The organism is Bosea sp. 29B (genome assembly GCF_902506165.1).
Taxonomy (GTDB): Bacteria; Pseudomonadota; Alphaproteobacteria; order Rhizobiales; family Beijerinckiaceae; genus Allobosea.
Genome location: NZ_LR733817.1, coordinates 104,016 through 118,705 on the forward strand (window position 1 = coordinate 104,016; position 14,690 = coordinate 118,705).

At 67.9% G+C, this 14,690-nt stretch carries 16 protein-coding genes; 9 read left to right on the forward strand and 7 right to left on the reverse strand.

The window, feature by feature from the left end; genetic code table 11:
* Positions 1 to 3: 3 nt before the first annotated feature.
* Entirely contained in the window at positions 4 to 906 is a 903-nt protein-coding gene (locus tag GV161_RS00590) for a LysR family transcriptional regulator (RefSeq protein WP_152012328.1), read from the reverse strand.
* Between the two features lie 98 nt (positions 907 to 1,004).
* Here GV161_RS00590 and GV161_RS00595 point away from each other — a divergent pair, with 98 nt between their 5' ends.
* On the forward strand, positions 1,005 to 1,628 hold the full coding sequence (locus GV161_RS00595; RefSeq protein WP_152012327.1) for a glutathione S-transferase: 624 nt from the start codon (positions 1,005 to 1,007) through the stop codon (positions 1,626 to 1,628).
* A 4-nt stretch (positions 1,629 to 1,632) separates the two neighbouring features.
* Positions 1,633 to 2,544: a pyridoxamine 5'-phosphate oxidase family protein gene (locus tag GV161_RS00600; protein ID WP_152012326.1), complete on the forward strand. Its 912-nt coding sequence runs from the start codon at positions 1,633 to 1,635 to the stop codon at positions 2,542 to 2,544.
* 218 nt (positions 2,545 to 2,762) lie between these two features.
* Here the strand turns inward: GV161_RS00600 and GV161_RS00605 are convergent, their stop codons facing one another.
* The 6 genes from GV161_RS00605 to GV161_RS00630 form a co-directional block, all read right to left on the reverse strand.
* Positions 2,763 to 3,122: a tRNA-binding protein gene (locus GV161_RS00605; protein ID WP_152012325.1), complete on the reverse strand. Its 360-nt coding sequence runs from the start codon at positions 3,120 to 3,122 to the stop codon at positions 2,763 to 2,765.
* Positions 3,119 to 5,095 carry a methyl-accepting chemotaxis protein gene (locus GV161_RS00610; protein WP_152012324.1) on the reverse strand — a complete coding sequence of 659 codons (1,977 nt, stop codon included), beginning with the start codon at positions 5,093 to 5,095 and terminating at the stop codon, positions 3,119 to 3,121. Before GV161_RS00610 ends, GV161_RS00605 begins: the two co-directional genes overlap by 4 nt.
* 115 nt (positions 5,096 to 5,210) lie before the next feature.
* Entirely contained in the window at positions 5,211 to 5,939 is a 729-nt protein-coding gene (locus GV161_RS00615; RefSeq protein ID WP_152012323.1) for a TetR/AcrR family transcriptional regulator, read from the reverse strand.
* A 67-nt stretch (positions 5,940 to 6,006) separates the two neighbouring features.
* Positions 6,007 to 6,822 carry a pyrroline-5-carboxylate reductase gene (proC, locus tag GV161_RS00620; protein ID WP_152012322.1) on the reverse strand — a complete coding sequence of 272 codons (816 nt, stop codon included), beginning with the start codon at positions 6,820 to 6,822 and terminating at the stop codon, positions 6,007 to 6,009.
* 81 nt (positions 6,823 to 6,903) lie between these two features.
* A complete protein-coding gene (locus GV161_RS00625) occupies positions 6,904 to 7,410 on the reverse strand; it encodes a YbjN domain-containing protein (RefSeq protein WP_152012321.1) in 507 nt (168 codons plus the stop codon).
* 352 nt (positions 7,411 to 7,762) lie between these two features.
* Positions 7,763 to 8,017: an accessory factor UbiK family protein gene (locus GV161_RS00630; RefSeq protein ID WP_152012320.1), complete on the reverse strand. Its 255-nt coding sequence runs from the start codon at positions 8,015 to 8,017 to the stop codon at positions 7,763 to 7,765.
* 196 nt (positions 8,018 to 8,213) lie between these two features.
* On the opposite strand from GV161_RS00630, the gene GV161_RS00635 reads away from it, so the two are divergent.
* The 7 genes from GV161_RS00635 (at position 8,214) to pth (ending at position 14,682) form a co-directional block, all read left to right on the forward strand.
* Positions 8,214 to 8,759 (forward strand): hypothetical protein, encoded by a 546-nt coding sequence (locus tag GV161_RS00635; protein ID WP_100964120.1) that lies wholly within the window; start codon positions 8,214 to 8,216, stop codon positions 8,757 to 8,759.
* Between the two features lie 260 nt (positions 8,760 to 9,019).
* Positions 9,020 to 9,964: a ribose-phosphate pyrophosphokinase gene (locus tag GV161_RS00640; protein WP_152012319.1), complete on the forward strand. Its 945-nt coding sequence runs from the start codon at positions 9,020 to 9,022 to the stop codon at positions 9,962 to 9,964.
* 13 nt (positions 9,965 to 9,977) lie between these two features.
* A complete protein-coding gene (gene queC, locus GV161_RS00645; RefSeq protein ID WP_152012318.1) occupies positions 9,978 to 10,721 on the forward strand; it encodes a 7-cyano-7-deazaguanine synthase QueC in 744 nt (247 codons plus the stop codon).
* The gene (locus GV161_RS00650) at positions 10,711 to 11,274 is read left to right on the forward strand and encodes a VUT family protein (protein ID WP_152012317.1); all 564 of its coding nucleotides are present in this window, start codon (positions 10,711 to 10,713) and stop codon (positions 11,272 to 11,274) included. Before queC ends, GV161_RS00650 begins: the two co-directional genes overlap by 11 nt.
* 92 nt (positions 11,275 to 11,366) lie before the next feature.
* Positions 11,367 to 13,223 (forward strand): EAL domain-containing protein, encoded by a 1,857-nt coding sequence (locus GV161_RS00655; protein ID WP_159650086.1) that lies wholly within the window; start codon positions 11,367 to 11,369, stop codon positions 13,221 to 13,223.
* A 142-nt stretch (positions 13,224 to 13,365) separates the two neighbouring features.
* Positions 13,366 to 13,977, forward strand: a complete 612-nt coding sequence (locus tag GV161_RS00660) for a 50S ribosomal protein L25/general stress protein Ctc (protein ID WP_152012315.1) — start codon at positions 13,366 to 13,368, stop codon at positions 13,975 to 13,977.
* 90 nt (positions 13,978 to 14,067) lie between these two features.
* Entirely contained in the window at positions 14,068 to 14,682 is a 615-nt protein-coding gene (pth, locus tag GV161_RS00665; RefSeq protein ID WP_152012314.1) for an aminoacyl-tRNA hydrolase, read from the forward strand.
* Positions 14,683 to 14,690 lie beyond the last annotated feature (8 nt).

A 14,690-nucleotide genomic window follows, 5' to 3' on the forward strand; every position in this document is an offset into this window, starting at 1 on the left:
TCCTCACCCCTCGGGCCGGATCACCGGCAGCTGCTGCAGCCGGCCGGCGGCGAAATCGAGGAAGGCGCGCACCTTGGGCTGGAGGTGCTGCCCGCTCGGCACGACGAGCTGCACCGGCGAGGCTGGCGGCTCCCACTCGCGCATGATCCGGACCAGCGTGCCGGCCTCGATATCGGGCGCAGCCTGATAGGACAGCGCCCGCGCGAGACCGCGGCCGGAGCGCGTCGCGATCAGCACCGATTCGATCTCGTTGACGATCAGGCGCGGCGTGACCTGAACGGTCGCGCTCCGCGCCCCTCCGGCGAAGCGCCAGAGCATGCTCTGGCCGGCAGCGATGCTGACGATGGTGTCATGGCCGGCGAGATCAGCCGGTCGCTGCGGCGTGCCACGGCGCTCCAGATAGGCCGGCGCCGCAACCAGCACACGCCTGACCTCGCCGACCTTGCGGGCGACCAGCCGCGAGCTCGGCAGCGCGCCGATGCGGACTGCCAGATGCAGCCCCTCCTCGATCAGGTCGAGATTGCGGTCGGCCAATACCAGCTCGATCTGGATCTCAGGATGCAGATCGAGGAATTCGGCGACGACCGGCGTGACATGGCGACGGCCGAAGGCGGTCGGCGCCGTGATCCGGATCAGGCCGCGCATCGGCGCCGCCGTCACGCCCGAGAGCGACGCATCATACTCCGCGAGGATGTTGCGGGCCGAAGCCGCCAGCTCCCGCCCCGCCTCGGTCGCCATCAATTGCCGTGTCGTGCGCGCGATCAGCCTGACGCCGGCACGCTCCTCCAGCGCAGCAAGCGCCCGCGTCACCGCCGGACGCGAGCGCCGGAGCTGGCGCGCCGCGCCGGCGAGGCTGCCGGTGTCGATGATCGCGACGAAGATGGCGAGCTCGTCGAGCCGATCCATGACCATTCCATCATTCGGAATTCTGATTTGCCAGCCTACCAGCTTTCGCCATTTCGTTGAAACAATCAGATTGGGTCCAGCACCATCACGAGGCCCCGATGACCCAAGCCAAGATCACGCTCCACGGCACGCCCCTGTCGGGCCATACCCATCGCGTCGAATTGCTGCTGCGCGCGTTCGGGCTGGATTTCGATGTCGTCCCGGCCCCGGCGGACGTCCGTCGCAGCGAGGCTTTCCGCAAGCTCAACCCGCTCGGCCAGATCCCGGTGCTGCAGGACGGCGACCTCACCTTGGCCGACAGCAACGCCATCCTGGTCTATCTGGCCAGGCGCTACGCACCGGAGAGCGACTGGCTTCCGCAGGAGCCGGTCGCGGCCGCGCAGGTGCAGCGCTGGCTCTCGATCGCCGCCGGCGAGGTCATGCACGGCCCGGCGATTGCCCGGATGATCGCGCAGTTCAAGTACGACGACGATCCGGCGAGGGCCGAGCGCGTCGCCGCCCGCCTGCTTCCCTTCATGGAAGGACATCTGGACGGCCGCAGCTTCCTCGCCGCCGAGCACCCGACGATCGCTGACCTCGCCTGCTATTCCTATGTCGCGCATGCGCCTGAGGGCGGCATCCCGCTCGATCCCTATCCGGCGGTGCGGGCCTGGTTGGCACGCGTCGAGGCCCTGCCCTTCTTCAAGCCGATCCCGCCCTCGCCCATCCCTGTGAAGGCCTGAGATCATGGATGCCTCGCCCTTCCATGAAGGTGAACTGGAGGCCCAGGCGCTCGCTGGCGAGAGTTCGCGCGGCGCCGGCATCCGCAGCTTCATGCCGGACCAGCATCGCGATTTCTTCGCGCTGCTGCCCTATCTCTTCGCGGCGGGGCGCGACGCTGAGGGCAAGCCGATCGCGACGGTCCTCACCGGCCCGGAAGGCTTCGTCACCAGCCCGACGCCGAACGAGCTCGCAATCGCCGCCCTGCCCGCTCCGGACGATCCGGCCGCTGCTGCGCTGAACGCTGGTGCGCCGATCGGCCTGCTCGGGCTCGATCTGCGCACGCGAAGGCGCAACCGCGCCAATGGTCTCACCAGCGAGCGCGACGGAAACAGCCTGAGGATCGCCGTGAGCCAGAGCTTCGGCAACTGCGCCAAGTACATCCAGCTCCGGCAGCATGAGATCACGCCGGCCGCCACGACTGTCACCGAAGATCTCGGCAGCCTCGACGCGGCGGCCAGCGCCCTGATCGCGCAGTCGGATACGCTCTTCATCGCCAGCGGTTCGGAGAGCGGCCTCGACATCTCGCATCGCGGCGGCAGGCCGGGCTTCGTCCGGATCGAAGGCAACCAACTGACGGTGCCGGACTTCGCCGGCAACAGCTATTTCAACACCTTCGGCAATCTGCTGCGTGAGCCGGCAACGTCGCTGCTCTTCATCGACTTCGCCAAGGGCGATCTGCTGCAGTTGCAGGGGGTGGCGGAGGTCGTCTGGAACGGCCCGGAGCTGGCTGGCTTCGACGGCGCCCGGCGCCTGCTGAAGGTCGAGGTCACGCGGGCCTGGCGACGCAAATCGGCGCTGCCTCTGCGCTGGAGCGCGTCGCAGCCGGCGCCGACCACGCTCGCGACGGGAACCTGGCGGCAGGATCGAGCCGCCTGAGCAAAGATCGGGCCTTCCGCCGCGTCTTGCCAAAAAAAGCGCGGGTCGTCCCGGGCGAAGCGCAGCGTAGACCCGGGACCCATTCCGGAACCTCTATCGGTGAGGCTCCGGAATGGATCCCAGATCAGCGCCGCTGACGCGGCTTGTCCGGGATGACACTACGGGAGATGTTGAGGCCGCCCCTCTCCGGGCAAGCGCTCAAAGGCATTTAGCCTTGTTCAGTACAGCCGCCCGCCCGTGGGCACCTCGAGCGATGGGCTGATCAGCACGACCTCGCCGTCGGCATCGGGCACGCCCAGCGTCAGCACTTCGGACATGAACTTGCCGATCTGGCGCGGGGGGAAGTTCACGACCGCCAGCACCTGCCGGCCCGCCAGGTCCTCGGGCCGATAATGCCTGGTGATCTGCGCGGACGATTTCTTGCGGCCGATGGTGCCACCGAAATCGATCACCAGCTTGATCGCCGGCTTGCGCGCTTCGGGGAAGGGAGCAGCTTCGACGATGGTGCCGACGCGAACGTCGACCTTGAGGAAATCGTCGAAGCCGATCTGCGCGGCGATCTCGCTAGGCGTGCTCAAAATTCCTCCCAGCCGCGATCGCCGCCATTGGCGACCTTGCGCGCGGCGCTGCCATGGTTCGAGGCAGGCGCGGCCGCCATGGCGCGCGCCGGACGCGGCGCAGGCGCCGTAGCCTGCGCCATCTTGCCCGCCATCGCCTTCAAGGCAACCACGTCGCCGCCGAGACGGAAGCGCCCGACCAGCGCGGCGAGCCTGTCGGCTTCCTGGGCCAGGGCCTGCGAGGCGGCGGTCGACTGCTCGGCCATGGCGGCGTTCTGCTGCGTCGCCTGGTCCATCTCGTTGACGGCGGTATTGACCTCCTGCAGCCCCGTCGCCTGCTCCTGCGCGGCCGAGGCGATCTCGGCGACCAGCGAGGTGGCGCGGGTGATCTCGCCGGACATCCGCTCCAGCGCCGTTCCGGTCTGGCCGACCAGCGCGACACCCTTCTCGACCTCGACGCTGGAGGCGGTGATCAGCCCCTTGATCTCCTTGGCCGCATCCGCCGAGCGCTGCGCCAGCGCGCGCACCTCGGAAGCGACCACGGCGAAGCCCTTGCCGGCATCGCCGGCGCGCGCTGCCTCGACCGAGGCGTTGAGCGCCAGCAGATTGGTCTGGAAGGCGATCTCGTCGATCACGCCGACGATCTGCGAGATCTCGTCAGACGATTTCTCGATACCGCTCATCGCGGCGACCGCCTCGCGCACGATCTGGCCGGACTGCTCGGCCTCGCCCTTGACCTGGGTGGTGGCGTGGCTCGCCTGACGGGCGCCTTCGGCGGTCTGGCGCACGGTTGCGGTCAACTGGTCGAGCGCGGTTGCGGTCTCCTCGACCGAGGAGGCCTGCTGCTCGGTGCGGCTGGCAAGATCGTCGGCGGCCTGGCTGATCTCGCCGGCGCCCGCCTTCATGCTCTCGGTATTGGTCGCGATCTGCCGCATCGTCTCTTCGAGATGCGCCATCGCCGCGTTGAAGTCGTTCTTGAGCTTGGCGTATTCGGCGCTGAAGGAAGCCTCGATCCGGTAGGTCAGGTCGCCCTCGGTCAGGCGCTCCAGACCGGCGCCGAGCGCGTCGACGACAACCGCCTGTTTCTTCGCTTCCTCGCCGCGCTGCGCCTCGTTGAGGCTGCGCTGCGTGTCGGCCGCGCGGCGCTGCTCGCCGGCATCGGCTTCGGCCTGGGCTTTCTCGGACTCGACCTGCTGCTTCATCAGCGCCGCGTCGCGGAAGACGACGAGGGCACGCGCCATGCTGCCGACTTCGTCCTGGCGCTCCTGATAGGCGATCGGCGCCTTGAGATCGCCGGCGGCAAGCGTGCTCATATTGCCGGAGACGGTACGCAGCATCCCGGAGGCGCGGCGGCTCAACACGACGACAAGGCCGAGCAACAGCAGTGCCAGCGGCACCAGCACCACGGCGACGTCCTTGATCATGCCGTAGAAGGCCACGTCGACGGCATGGACATGCATGCCGGTGCCGATCGCCCACTGCCATTTCGGCACGCCGGCCACATAGGAGATCTTCAGCGAGGGATCCTTGTCGCCGATCTTCACCCACATGTAGTCGGCGAAACCGGCGCCCTTCAGCCGCGCCGTATCGGTCAACTCCTTGACGAAGAGCTTACCGGTCGGGTCCTTGAGCGCCGACATGTCGGTGCCGACCAGCTTGGCGTTCGCATGGGCGATGTTCGTGCCGTCATAACGGATCACGAAGAAGTAGTTGCCGTCGTCGAAGCGGGCGTTGGCGATGGCGTCGAGCGCGAGTTTCTGCGCGTCGGCGTCCTTGAGCTCGCCCTTCTCCACCTTCGCCACATAGGCGTTCACCGTGGAGGCGGCGGCCTCGACCGCGTTCTTCACCTCGGCCCGCTTGAGATCGAGCATGTCGATCCGGGCCTGATTGAGCGTCACCGCGACACTTGCAATCGTGACGACGGCGGCCAGGATGGCGACCAGCCCGAACGAGCGGCTGATCGACAGCCCGGTAAGCTTCTTCAACACCGACATAGATCGCCCCTCGCGAACGTGATTCTTCACATTCGCCGGAACTGGCTAATGCCCGCTTAACACTGTCACTTTTTTGCCACAATCAGCAGTTGCCGACCACAACCCCTGATTGTCGTCAGATCGCTGGAGCGTAGTCGTCGCTCTCTTCTCCGCGCATGCGCTCGCGCCGCGGCGTGCGTCGCACGCCAGAGCAGAGCGAGCGGGCCAAGCCGCGCAGCGGCGCCGTCAGCCGGTGGACGTCCTCGACGCGCGCCATGATCTGCCCGGCCGTCTTCAGCTCGCGGTCGAGCTTGGCCATGGTGCGCGACAGCTCCGGCTCGTCATCCTCCAGCCAGGTGTCGAGCACGCGCGCCATCAGCAGCGTCGCGCCGCGGACGCGGACAGAGCCGAGATCGTCCTCGGTCGGGATGCCGGCCGAGGCCAGCAGATAACGCCAGGAGTTCAGCGAATTGCGCCCGAGCGCGGCGAGCGCCAGCGGCTGGCGGCGCAGATGCGGCATCAGCGCCTTCAGCCCGGGCTTGTAGGGCGCGAGCGCATCGAGGCGACGCATCACCAGGTCGAAGACGCGCTCCTTGTAGGATTCCTCGATGAGGTCGTCGGAGCTGCCGGCCAGCACCGCATCGTCGAGGATGCGGCCGAGTCCGCCGAGGATCGCGAGCTTGGACGGGAAGAGGCCGCGCAATTCGGCGAGGTTGATCCCAGCCTCGCGGGCGATGGCCGGCAGTTCGATCTCGTCCCAGCTCTGCGCCGCGGCCAGACGGAACAGGGCATCGACCACGGCGCGGCGCGGATCAGGCTTCGCAGCCGGCTTCTCGGCCTCGGGGGAAACGGGTTTGCGCGCCATCGACGTCTCTCCTGTGGTGAACAGATGAAGAGAAGCTAGGGCGTGACCCGGGCAGTTGAAAGGCCGCTCAGCCGGAAAGCTCCTCGGCGCGGCGTTTGGCGGCAGCGACGGCGCGTCGCATCAGCGGCGCCAGGCCGTTGTCAGCCATCAGCACTTCGAGTGCAGCCGCGGTCGTGCCGCCCGGCGAGGTCACGTTCTGGCGCAAGGTCGCCGGCGGCAGCGGCGACTGGAACAGCATCTCGCCGGCGCCCTCGACCGTCGCCCGCGCCAGGCGCTCGGCGATATCGGCCGGCAGGCCTGCTGCGACACCGGCAGCCGCGAGGCATTCGACCATGTTGAAGACATAGGCCGGCCCCGAGCCCGAGACGGCGGTGACGGCGTCGATCAGCCCCTCGTCGCCGAGCCATTCGACCTTGCCGACACCGGCGAGCAGCGCATCGGCCAATTGCCGCTGCGCCTCGCTGACACCCTTGCCCGCCGCGGCGGCGGTGACGCCGCGCCGGACCGAGGCCGGCAGGTTCGGCATGGCGCGCACGATCGCATTCGCATTGGGCAGGCGGGCCGAGAGATCGCCGAGCGTCTTGCCGGCGAGAATCGAGATCAGCAGCGTCTTCGGGCCGATCAGCGCCTGCACGGCAGGCGCGGCGGTATCGAGCATCTGCGGCTTGGTCGCCAGCACCACCACCTCGGCGGGAGCCGGCGCGGCAGGGTTGACGCTCATGCCATGCGAGGCCGCAAGCGCCTGCATCTCGTCGGAGATATGCGGGTCGAGCAGCGTGACACCTGCACCGTTCACGCCGATGCTGAGCCAGCCCTCCAGCATGGCGCCGCCCATTTTGCCGGCACCGACGAGGGTGAGGGTCTCAGGAAGCGGGCTGGCCATGGCGTGTCTCCGGTCGATGCGCGGTTGCGCATGGACCTGAACCGCCAAGCAAGGCCCGGTCAAGCCCGGGCCAGCTGGCTTTCACGCTTCGCCGACCGTCTCCAGCAGCGCGCCCTCGAGCGCCTCGCGAGCGTTCTTGCCGGCCCAGACCACGAACTGGAAGGCCTGGTAGTAGCGTTCGCAGGCGTCGATCGCCGCCTTGATCAGGCCGGCGGCCTGCTCTTCGGTCGGCTCGGCCCCGCCCGAGAGCAGCAGCGCGTGGCGATACATCACCACGTTCTCGCGGCTCCACAGGTCGAAATGGCCGAGCCAGAGCTGCTCGTTGACCAGGCTGACGAGGTTCATCACCTCGTTGCGGCGCCGGTCCGGCACCCTGAGGTCGAAGGCACAGGCGATGTGCAGCGACTCGACTTCCGCGAGCCAGGTGATCGCGACATGGTAGTCGGCCCAGCCACCGGTGACGGAGACCGAGAGCTCGTCGTCGCTGTCGCGATCGAAGCTCCAGTCATTCAGTGCGGCGAGGCGTTCGACAAGATCGAGCGGGTTGGAGGGGCGTTCGGTTTCAGCGTCCAGATCAAGATCCATCATGCCCAGGGTCCAACAGCCGGCACTGGCCCTGACGGCAGGCGCGGCCTGTTCAAGAACGGGAACACGGCGACTGGAAAAGCGTAAGGCACGCAACCCGACCAGAAGATCACTGCGTGATCTTCGCTTCATCGGCTAGCTCTCAAGTAGAGCCTACCGACGAATCACCTCTCTTCATCGACGATAGCTCAGGCGAGTCAGGAGCCCTAACAGAACCTGCGCGGTTCTGATCGAGCCCGTCGGCACCCGGTACGCGATGCAAGCTCTGCGGATTCGACGCCGGTCTCAATCCCTTAGCGGGACTGTCCACAACGCGAAGCTGTTGGCCGGCCGCTGGCCAAACTTGACAGAGGAGTTACTTCGACGCGGACTTGGTCTCGAGCGCCGCCAGTCGCGCCGCGAGCTTGTCGTTCTCCTCGCGCGCCAGCAGCGCCATCTCGCGCACCGCCTCGAACTCCTCGCGTGTCACCACGTCGAGATCGCGCAGCAGCCGCTCGATCTGGGTCTTGACCACGGTCTCGACCTCGCGGCGCACGCCCTGCGCCGCGCCGGCGGCATCGGTCGCCAGCCGGGCGATGTCGTCGAGGATACGGTTGGACGTGCTGACCATCGGAGCTCTCCGGCAGGCGCTCCATGCGCCCTCGCGGGAGATATGGCGAAGGAGCGCCGGGAGCGCAATCGCCGCGGCGCCACCGCCTCGTTTCGCCTCGCCATTGCCCTGTCTGGACCTTCAGGATGGTTGCGCTTACAACGAGCGCCGCAGGGAAGACCAGCAATCCAAGCCCGAACAAAGGGCGGGAGGCGTCATGTCGGTACGTTTTAACGGCCTCGTTCTGGGGCCGCTCGCCGCGCTTGCGCTCGCAGGCTGCCAGGAAACCACCACCGCGACCGCGCCGCGACCGCGCGTCGATGCGCCGGGCGTTCCGGTCTCGGTCCAGAGCATCTCGGGCGCCCCCGACCAGGTGACGGCGCATTTCGCCGGCCTGCTCGGCGAAGCCGCAGCCGAGCGCAAGATGGAGATCGTCCCCGGCGACAAGCCGGCCCGATTCCGGGTGCGCGGCTACCTCACGGCCCAGCCGACCGAGGACGGCCAGACTGCGCTCGCCTTCGTCTGGGACGTCTATGACGAGAGCAAGAAGCGCGCCCAGCGCGTCCAGGGCGAGAGCCTCGGCCGCCGCGCCGGCGGCGGCGACCCCTGGGCCGGCATCGACCAGACCATCGTCGCCAAGGCCGCGTCCGAATCGGCCGACGCGATCGCGGGCTTCCTGACGACCGCACCGGTGCCGGAGGCGAAGCCGGACGCCAAGAGCAAGACCCGCACCGCCCAGGCGGATACGGAGAAGAAGCGCTAGGCGCCGGGCTCACGTAGAGCCGCGCCGTCTTTCCGGGACAGGCCGTCAGGCCTGAACCCGGAATGACGAAGCGGTTCCGGAGCAAGCCTTCTTCGCTTTCCCGCGAAACGTGCGCCGCACCCCGCTGCAGTGCAGCATTTGCATGGGGATGCTGCACCTCTTCGGTCGACTCGGCGTCATCACGCTGTTATGAGCCCTTCGAAACTGGACCGCCCCCGCTCGGACGGCTCACCTTTATCTGCGTTTCGGGTGCACCCGGCATGGCCTCCTCCTTCAAAGTCGTCGCCGGCAATTCCAATCGCCCGCTCGCCGAAGCCATCTGCGGCCATCTCGACGTCCCGCTCGCCCGGGCCCAGGTCCGGCGCTTCGCCGACATGGAGATCTTCGTCGAGATCCAGGAGAACGTCCGCGGCCAGGATGTCTTCATCATCCAGTCGACCTCGTTCCCGACCAACGACCACCTGATGGAGCTCTTGATCATCACCGACGCGCTGCGCCGCTCCTCGGCCAGGCGCATCACGGCGGTGATCCCCTATTTCGGCTATGCGCGGCAGGACCGGCGCGCCTCCGGCCGCACCCCGATCTCGGCCAAGCTGGTCGCCAACCTGATCGCCCATGCCGGCGTCGACCGCGTGCTGACGCTCGACCTGCATGCCGGCCAAATCCAGGGCTTCTTCGACATCCCGACCGACAACCTGTTCGGTGCCCCGCTGATGGCGCGCGACATCAAGGACCGGCTCGAGTGGAAGAACGCCATGGTCGTCTCGCCTGACGTCGGCGGCGTGGTGCGCGCCCGTGCCCTCGCCAAACGCATCGATGCGCCGCTCGCCATCGTCGACAAGCGCCGCGACCGGCCGGGCGAGTCGGAGGTGATGAACATCATCGGCTCGGTCGAGGGCCGCTCCTGCATCCTGATCGACGACATCGTCGATTCCGGCGGCACGCTGGTGAACGCCGCCGACGCCCTGCTCGCCCAGGGCGCCAAGGAGGTTTACGCCTACATCACCCATGGCGTGCTCTCCGGCGGCGCAGTTGCTCGTATCGCCTCCTCCAAGCTCAAGGAGCTCGTGATCACCGATTCGATCATGCCGACCGAAGCGGTGAAGGTGGCGCGCAACATCCGCGTCATCTCCATCGCCGGGCTGATGGGCGAGGCGATCGAGCGCACCGCCAGCGAGTCGAGCGTCTCCAGCCTGTTCGATTGAGGGGAGGCGCGCGATGGCGGCCATCTCGGCCGGCGCGGACCGGGCCCTCGTCCTCTTCTCCGGCGGCCAGGATTCAACCACGGCCCTGGCCTGGGCGCTGGAGCGCTTTTCCGCCGTCGAGACGGTCGGCTTCGACTACGGCCAACGCCATCGCATCGAGCTGGAATGCCGCGAGACGATCCTCGCGAGGCTGCCTGCCCTGTCGCCCGCCCGTGCCGACAGGCTCGGACCGGATCACCTGCTCGACCTGAGGACGCTGGGCGCGATCTCCGACACCGCGCTCACCAGCGAGAGCGAGATCGCTTTCGCCGAGACCGGCCTGCCGACCACCTTCGTTCCTGGCCGCAACCTGATCTTCATGACCTTCGCCGCCGCGCTCGCCTATCGCCGCGATTGCAAGCACATCGTGCTCGGCGTCTGCGAGACCGATTATTCCGGCTATCCGGACTGCCGCGACGACACGATCAAGGCGATGCAGGTCGCGCTCGGCCTCGGGCTCGACCGGAGGCTCGTGCTGCATACGCCGCTGATGTGGCGCGACAAGGCGCAGACCTTCGCCCTGGCGAAGGAGCTCGGCGGCGCCCCGCTGCTCGACCTGGTGGTCGAGGAGACGCATAGCTGCTATCTCGGCGACCGCAGCAAGCGCCATCCCTGGGGCTATGGCTGCGGCCATTGCCCGGCATGCGACTTGCGAGCCAGGGGCTTTGCGGCTTATGAGGCCGCGCCGGACGACAGCGGACCCAAGCATGACGATTGATCGGCAGCGCCAGATCGAGGGCTACATCGCCCTCGCCCTCTTCACCCTGACCATCCCGCTCGCCAACTGGATGATCGGGAATGTCGGCACCGTCTGTGTGCCCGACGGCCCCTGCCTCGTGCCCGTCGCGCCCGGCATCAAGGCGCCGAGCGGCGTGCTGATGGTCGGGCTCGCGCTCGTCCTGCGCGACATCGTCCAGCGGCGCCTCGGCCCGTTCGCCGGCCTCGGCGCAATCGCGATCGGCACGCTGATCTCCGGCATGCTGGCGCCGCCGGCGATCGTGCTGGCCTCGACCACGGCGTTCCTGCTCTCGGAGCTCGCCGATTTTGCGGTCTATACGCCGCTGCAGCGCCGCCATTTCGTCGCGGCCATCGCGGCTTCGAGCGTGCTCGGGCTCGTCGTCGACAGCCTGGTCTTTCTCTGGCTCGCCTTCGGCAGCCTCGATTTCCTGACCGGACAGATCATCGGCAAGGCCTGGATGGTGCTGCTCGCCCTGCCGCTGATGCATTTGCTGCGCCGGCGCGACGAGCGGATCGGGCTCTCTCCCGCCTGAGGACGGGAAAGCCGACAATTCGACCTAAGCGGGAAACGGCGGTTTCATGCCCTTGCGGCATGATGGCTCCTCCCGTCCCGCCGAGTATCCCGATGCGCCGTCCCGGTTCCGTCGAGCGTCTGCAATCCTTGCAAAACGCCATCCTGGAATCGATCGCGCGCGGTGAGGAGCTGGCGGCGATCATGACCACGCTGTGCAAGCGGGTCGAAGCGCTCGCTCCCGGCGTCGTCTGCTCGGTCGTCACCATCGACGACGATTTCCGGCTGCGGCCGCTCGCGGCGCCGAGCCTGCCGCGATCCTATGGCGAAGCGATCAACGGCATCCCGATCGGCCCGCGCGTCGGCTCCTGCGGCACCGCGATCTACCGCAAGAGCCCGGTCGAGGTGACCGACATCGCCAATGACCCGCTCTGGGACGGCTATGGCGCGCTCGTGCTGCCGCTCGGCCTGCACGCCTGCTGGTCGAGCCCGATCGCGGCGCGGGACGGGCGGATCGTCGGCAGCTTCGCCTTCTATTATCGCGAGCCGCGCGGTGCGACACCGTTCGAGCGCCGGATCGTCGAGACCTGCGTGCATCTCTGCGCCATCGCGATCGAGCATGAGGAGGTGAACGCCCGCAATCACCGCCTCGCCTATTTCGACACGTTGACCAGCCTGCCGAACCGTGCCCGCTTCAACGAGGCGATCGCCCAGGCAACACGGCGGGCCTCATCCCGCTTCGGCCTCATCCTGATCGACATCGACCACCTCAAAGCGGTCAACGACACCATGGGACACGCTGTCGGCGACCGGCTGATCGAGGCGGTCGGCGCGCGGCTGGCCGCGGTGGCGCCGGAGGGAACGGCGTTCAGGATCGGCGGCGACGAGTTCGCTGTCCTCGTCTCCGGCTGCGACAAGGCCGGGCAGCTGCGCGGCGTCGCCGGCGCCATCCTCGCCGCGATGCATCAGCCGATCGACTGCGAGGGAACCAGCATCGTCCCCAGCGTCACCATCGGCGGGGCCATCGCCGGGGAAGACGGTGCCGATAGCGTCACCTTGCGCCAGAATGCCGATTTCGCGCTCTACCACGCCAAGGAGACCCGGCGTGGCGGCTATGTCCGCTTCAAGGGCGGCCTGCGGACCTCGATGACCCGTCGCATCCAGACGATCCGCAGCGTCGGCGACGCGCTCAGCGCCGGCCGCCTGATCCCCTACTACCAGCCGATCGTCCGGCTCGACACCGGCGAGATTCGGGGCATGGAGGCACTGGCGCGCTTACGTCTAGACGACGGGCGCGTGGTAGCCGCCGGCGAGTTCCAGGACGCCCTGCTCGATCCCAAGCTCGCCCATCGCATCTCCAACCAGATGCTCCCTGCGATCGCCGCCGACATGGCGCATTGGCGGCGCGAGAGCCTGCCGATTCCCTTCGTCGGGCTCAACGTTACCTCCGCCGACTTCCAGAAGGGCGATCTCGTCCAGCGCATCGTCAGGGCGTTCGAACGGGCGCAGGTGCCGCTCGAGCACCTCGTCGTCGAGATCACCGAGCAGGTGATCATGGGCGGGCGCCGCGACGGAGTCGCGCGGACCATGGAAGCCCTGCGCGAACGCGGCATCCTGGTCGCGCTCGACGATTTCGGCACCGGCTTCGCCTCGCTCACCCACCTGCTCGATTTTCCGGTCGACACGATCAAGATCGACAAGTCATTCGTCGCCGGCATCGAGGGCGGAACCAGGAACGGCGCGATCGTCGAGGCGCTGATCGGCGTCGCCAGCCGGCTCGGCATGCGGATCGTAGCCGAGGGCATCGAGACCGACGGCCAGGCCCGGCGCCTGGCCGCGATGGGCTGCTGCCTCGGCCAGGGCTATCATTATTCGCGGCCGATGCCGGCCGAAGCGGTGCCCGCCTTCGTCGGCAGTTTCAGCCGCGCGCTGTCGAGCTCGCCGGCGCGCCCGGCCGCCAGCGCCGCCTGAAATCCGGCTCCGGACTTGAGATTGTCGCCGGTTTCGCCTATGAGCCTGCCTGCGCCCCACTGACACCCTTGGAGGCAGGGGCGCGAACCGCAATGGCCGCCGGCAGGCGGCCATGTCTTTTGAAGAACTAAGGATCAAACACATGACCGCCGTGAAGCAGATTCAGGCTTCGGCGCGCGCCCAGGTCGGCAAGGGGGCCGCCCGGGAAGTTCGTCGCCAGGGCCTCACTCCCGCCGTGATCTATGGCGCGGGCGAAACGCCCGTCGCCATCGCGCTCGATGCCAACAAGACCCGCCAGATGATCTATGCTGGTCACTTCCTGACCACGCTGTTCGAGATCGACGTCGACGGCAAGAAGACGCGCGTCATTCCGCGCGACTACCAGCTCGACCCGGTCAAGGATTTCCCGATCCACGTCGACTTCCTGCGCGTCGCCGCCGGCCAGACCATCAAGGTCGAGGTTCCCGTGCACGTCGTCGGCCAGGAGCAGTCGCCGGGCCTCAAGAGCGGCGGCGCCCTGCAGATCGTCGAGCACTCCCTCGAGATCGAAGTCGCCCCCGAGAACATCCCCGAGTTCGTCGAGGTTTCGGTCGCCGGCCTTGCGGTTGGTGACACCCTGCATGCCGACGCGATCAAGCTGCCGGCCGGCGTGACGCTGACGGCGCGCGACAATCCGACGCTCGTCACCATCGTGCCCCCGACCGTCGAGGCGGAAGCCCCGGCTGCAGCCGAGGCCGAGGCCCCCAAGGCCTGAGCCGGTCTTTCGTCAGCTTGACGAAACCAACGGACGGCCGGGCATGCCCGGCCGTTTTGCTTTTGACTATGGGTTAGCGGACATCGAACGATGCTGATCTTCGCAGGCCTCGGCAATCCCGGCCAACGCTATGCCCGCAACCGCCACAATATCGGCTTCATGGCGGTCGCGGCGATCGCCCGCGCCTGCAACGCCTCGCCCTGGCGCGCCCGTTTCCAGGGCTATGCCTGCGAAGCGACGATCGGCGGCGAGAAGGCCCTGCTGCTGCTGCCGCAGACCTATATGAACGAGTCCGGCCGCGCGATCGGCGAAGCCGCACGCTTCTTCAAGGTCGCCCCCGCCGACGTCGTCGTCTTCCATGACGAGCTCGACCTGGCCCCCGCCAAGCTGCGCGTGAAACTCGGCGGCGGCAATGCCGGCCATAACGGCCTGCGCTCGACCACCGCGGCGATCGGAAACGACTATCGCCGGGTGCGGATGGGCATCGGCCATCCCGGCGACAAGGCGCTGGTCCACGCCTATGTGCTCAACGATTTCGGCAAGGCCGAGGAGCCTTGGGTCGAGGACCTCTGCACGGCCTGCGCCGACAATGCCGCCCTGCTCGCCGCCCATGACGATGCCGGCTTCCAGAACAAGGTGCACCTGTTCATGGAGGCGCGCGGCCATGGCGCGGTGAAACGCCTCGGCGAGAAGGCGTCTGATTAGAGCTCGGC

Excerpts from the sequence above, each read along its gene's own strand:
- GV161_RS00590 (WP_152012328.1), bottom strand. The coding sequence starts at position 906 with ATGGATCGGCTCGACGAGCTCGCCATCTTCGTCGCGATCATCGACACC.
- GV161_RS00595 (WP_152012327.1), top strand. The coding sequence starts at position 1,005 with ATGACCCAAGCCAAGATCACGCTCCACGGCACGCCCCTGTCGGGCCAT.
- GV161_RS00600 (WP_152012326.1), top strand. The coding sequence starts at position 1,633 with ATGGATGCCTCGCCCTTCCATGAAGGTGAACTGGAGGCCCAGGCGCTC.
- GV161_RS00610 (WP_152012324.1), bottom strand. The coding sequence starts at position 5,095 with ATGTCGGTGTTGAAGAAGCTTACCGGGCTGTCGATCAGCCGCTCGTTC.
- GV161_RS00615 (WP_152012323.1), bottom strand. The coding sequence starts at position 5,939 with ATGGCGCGCAAACCCGTTTCCCCCGAGGCCGAGAAGCCGGCTGCGAAG.
- proC (WP_152012322.1), bottom strand. The coding sequence starts at position 6,822 with ATGGCCAGCCCGCTTCCTGAGACCCTCACCCTCGTCGGTGCCGGCAAA.
- GV161_RS00625 (WP_152012321.1), bottom strand. The coding sequence starts at position 7,410 with ATGATGGATCTTGATCTGGACGCTGAAACCGAACGCCCCTCCAACCCG.
- GV161_RS00630 (WP_152012320.1), bottom strand. The coding sequence starts at position 8,017 with ATGGTCAGCACGTCCAACCGTATCCTCGACGACATCGCCCGGCTGGCG.
- GV161_RS00635 (WP_100964120.1), top strand. The coding sequence starts at position 8,214 with ATGTCGGTACGTTTTAACGGCCTCGTTCTGGGGCCGCTCGCCGCGCTT.
- GV161_RS00640 (WP_152012319.1), top strand. The coding sequence starts at position 9,020 with ATGGCCTCCTCCTTCAAAGTCGTCGCCGGCAATTCCAATCGCCCGCTC.
- queC (WP_152012318.1), top strand. The coding sequence starts at position 9,978 with ATGGCGGCCATCTCGGCCGGCGCGGACCGGGCCCTCGTCCTCTTCTCC.
- GV161_RS00650 (WP_152012317.1), top strand. The coding sequence starts at position 10,711 with ATGACGATTGATCGGCAGCGCCAGATCGAGGGCTACATCGCCCTCGCC.
- GV161_RS00655 (WP_159650086.1), top strand. The coding sequence starts at position 11,367 with ATGCGCCGTCCCGGTTCCGTCGAGCGTCTGCAATCCTTGCAAAACGCC.
- GV161_RS00660 (WP_152012315.1), top strand. The coding sequence starts at position 13,366 with ATGACCGCCGTGAAGCAGATTCAGGCTTCGGCGCGCGCCCAGGTCGGC.
- pth (WP_152012314.1), top strand. The coding sequence starts at position 14,068 with ATGCTGATCTTCGCAGGCCTCGGCAATCCCGGCCAACGCTATGCCCGC.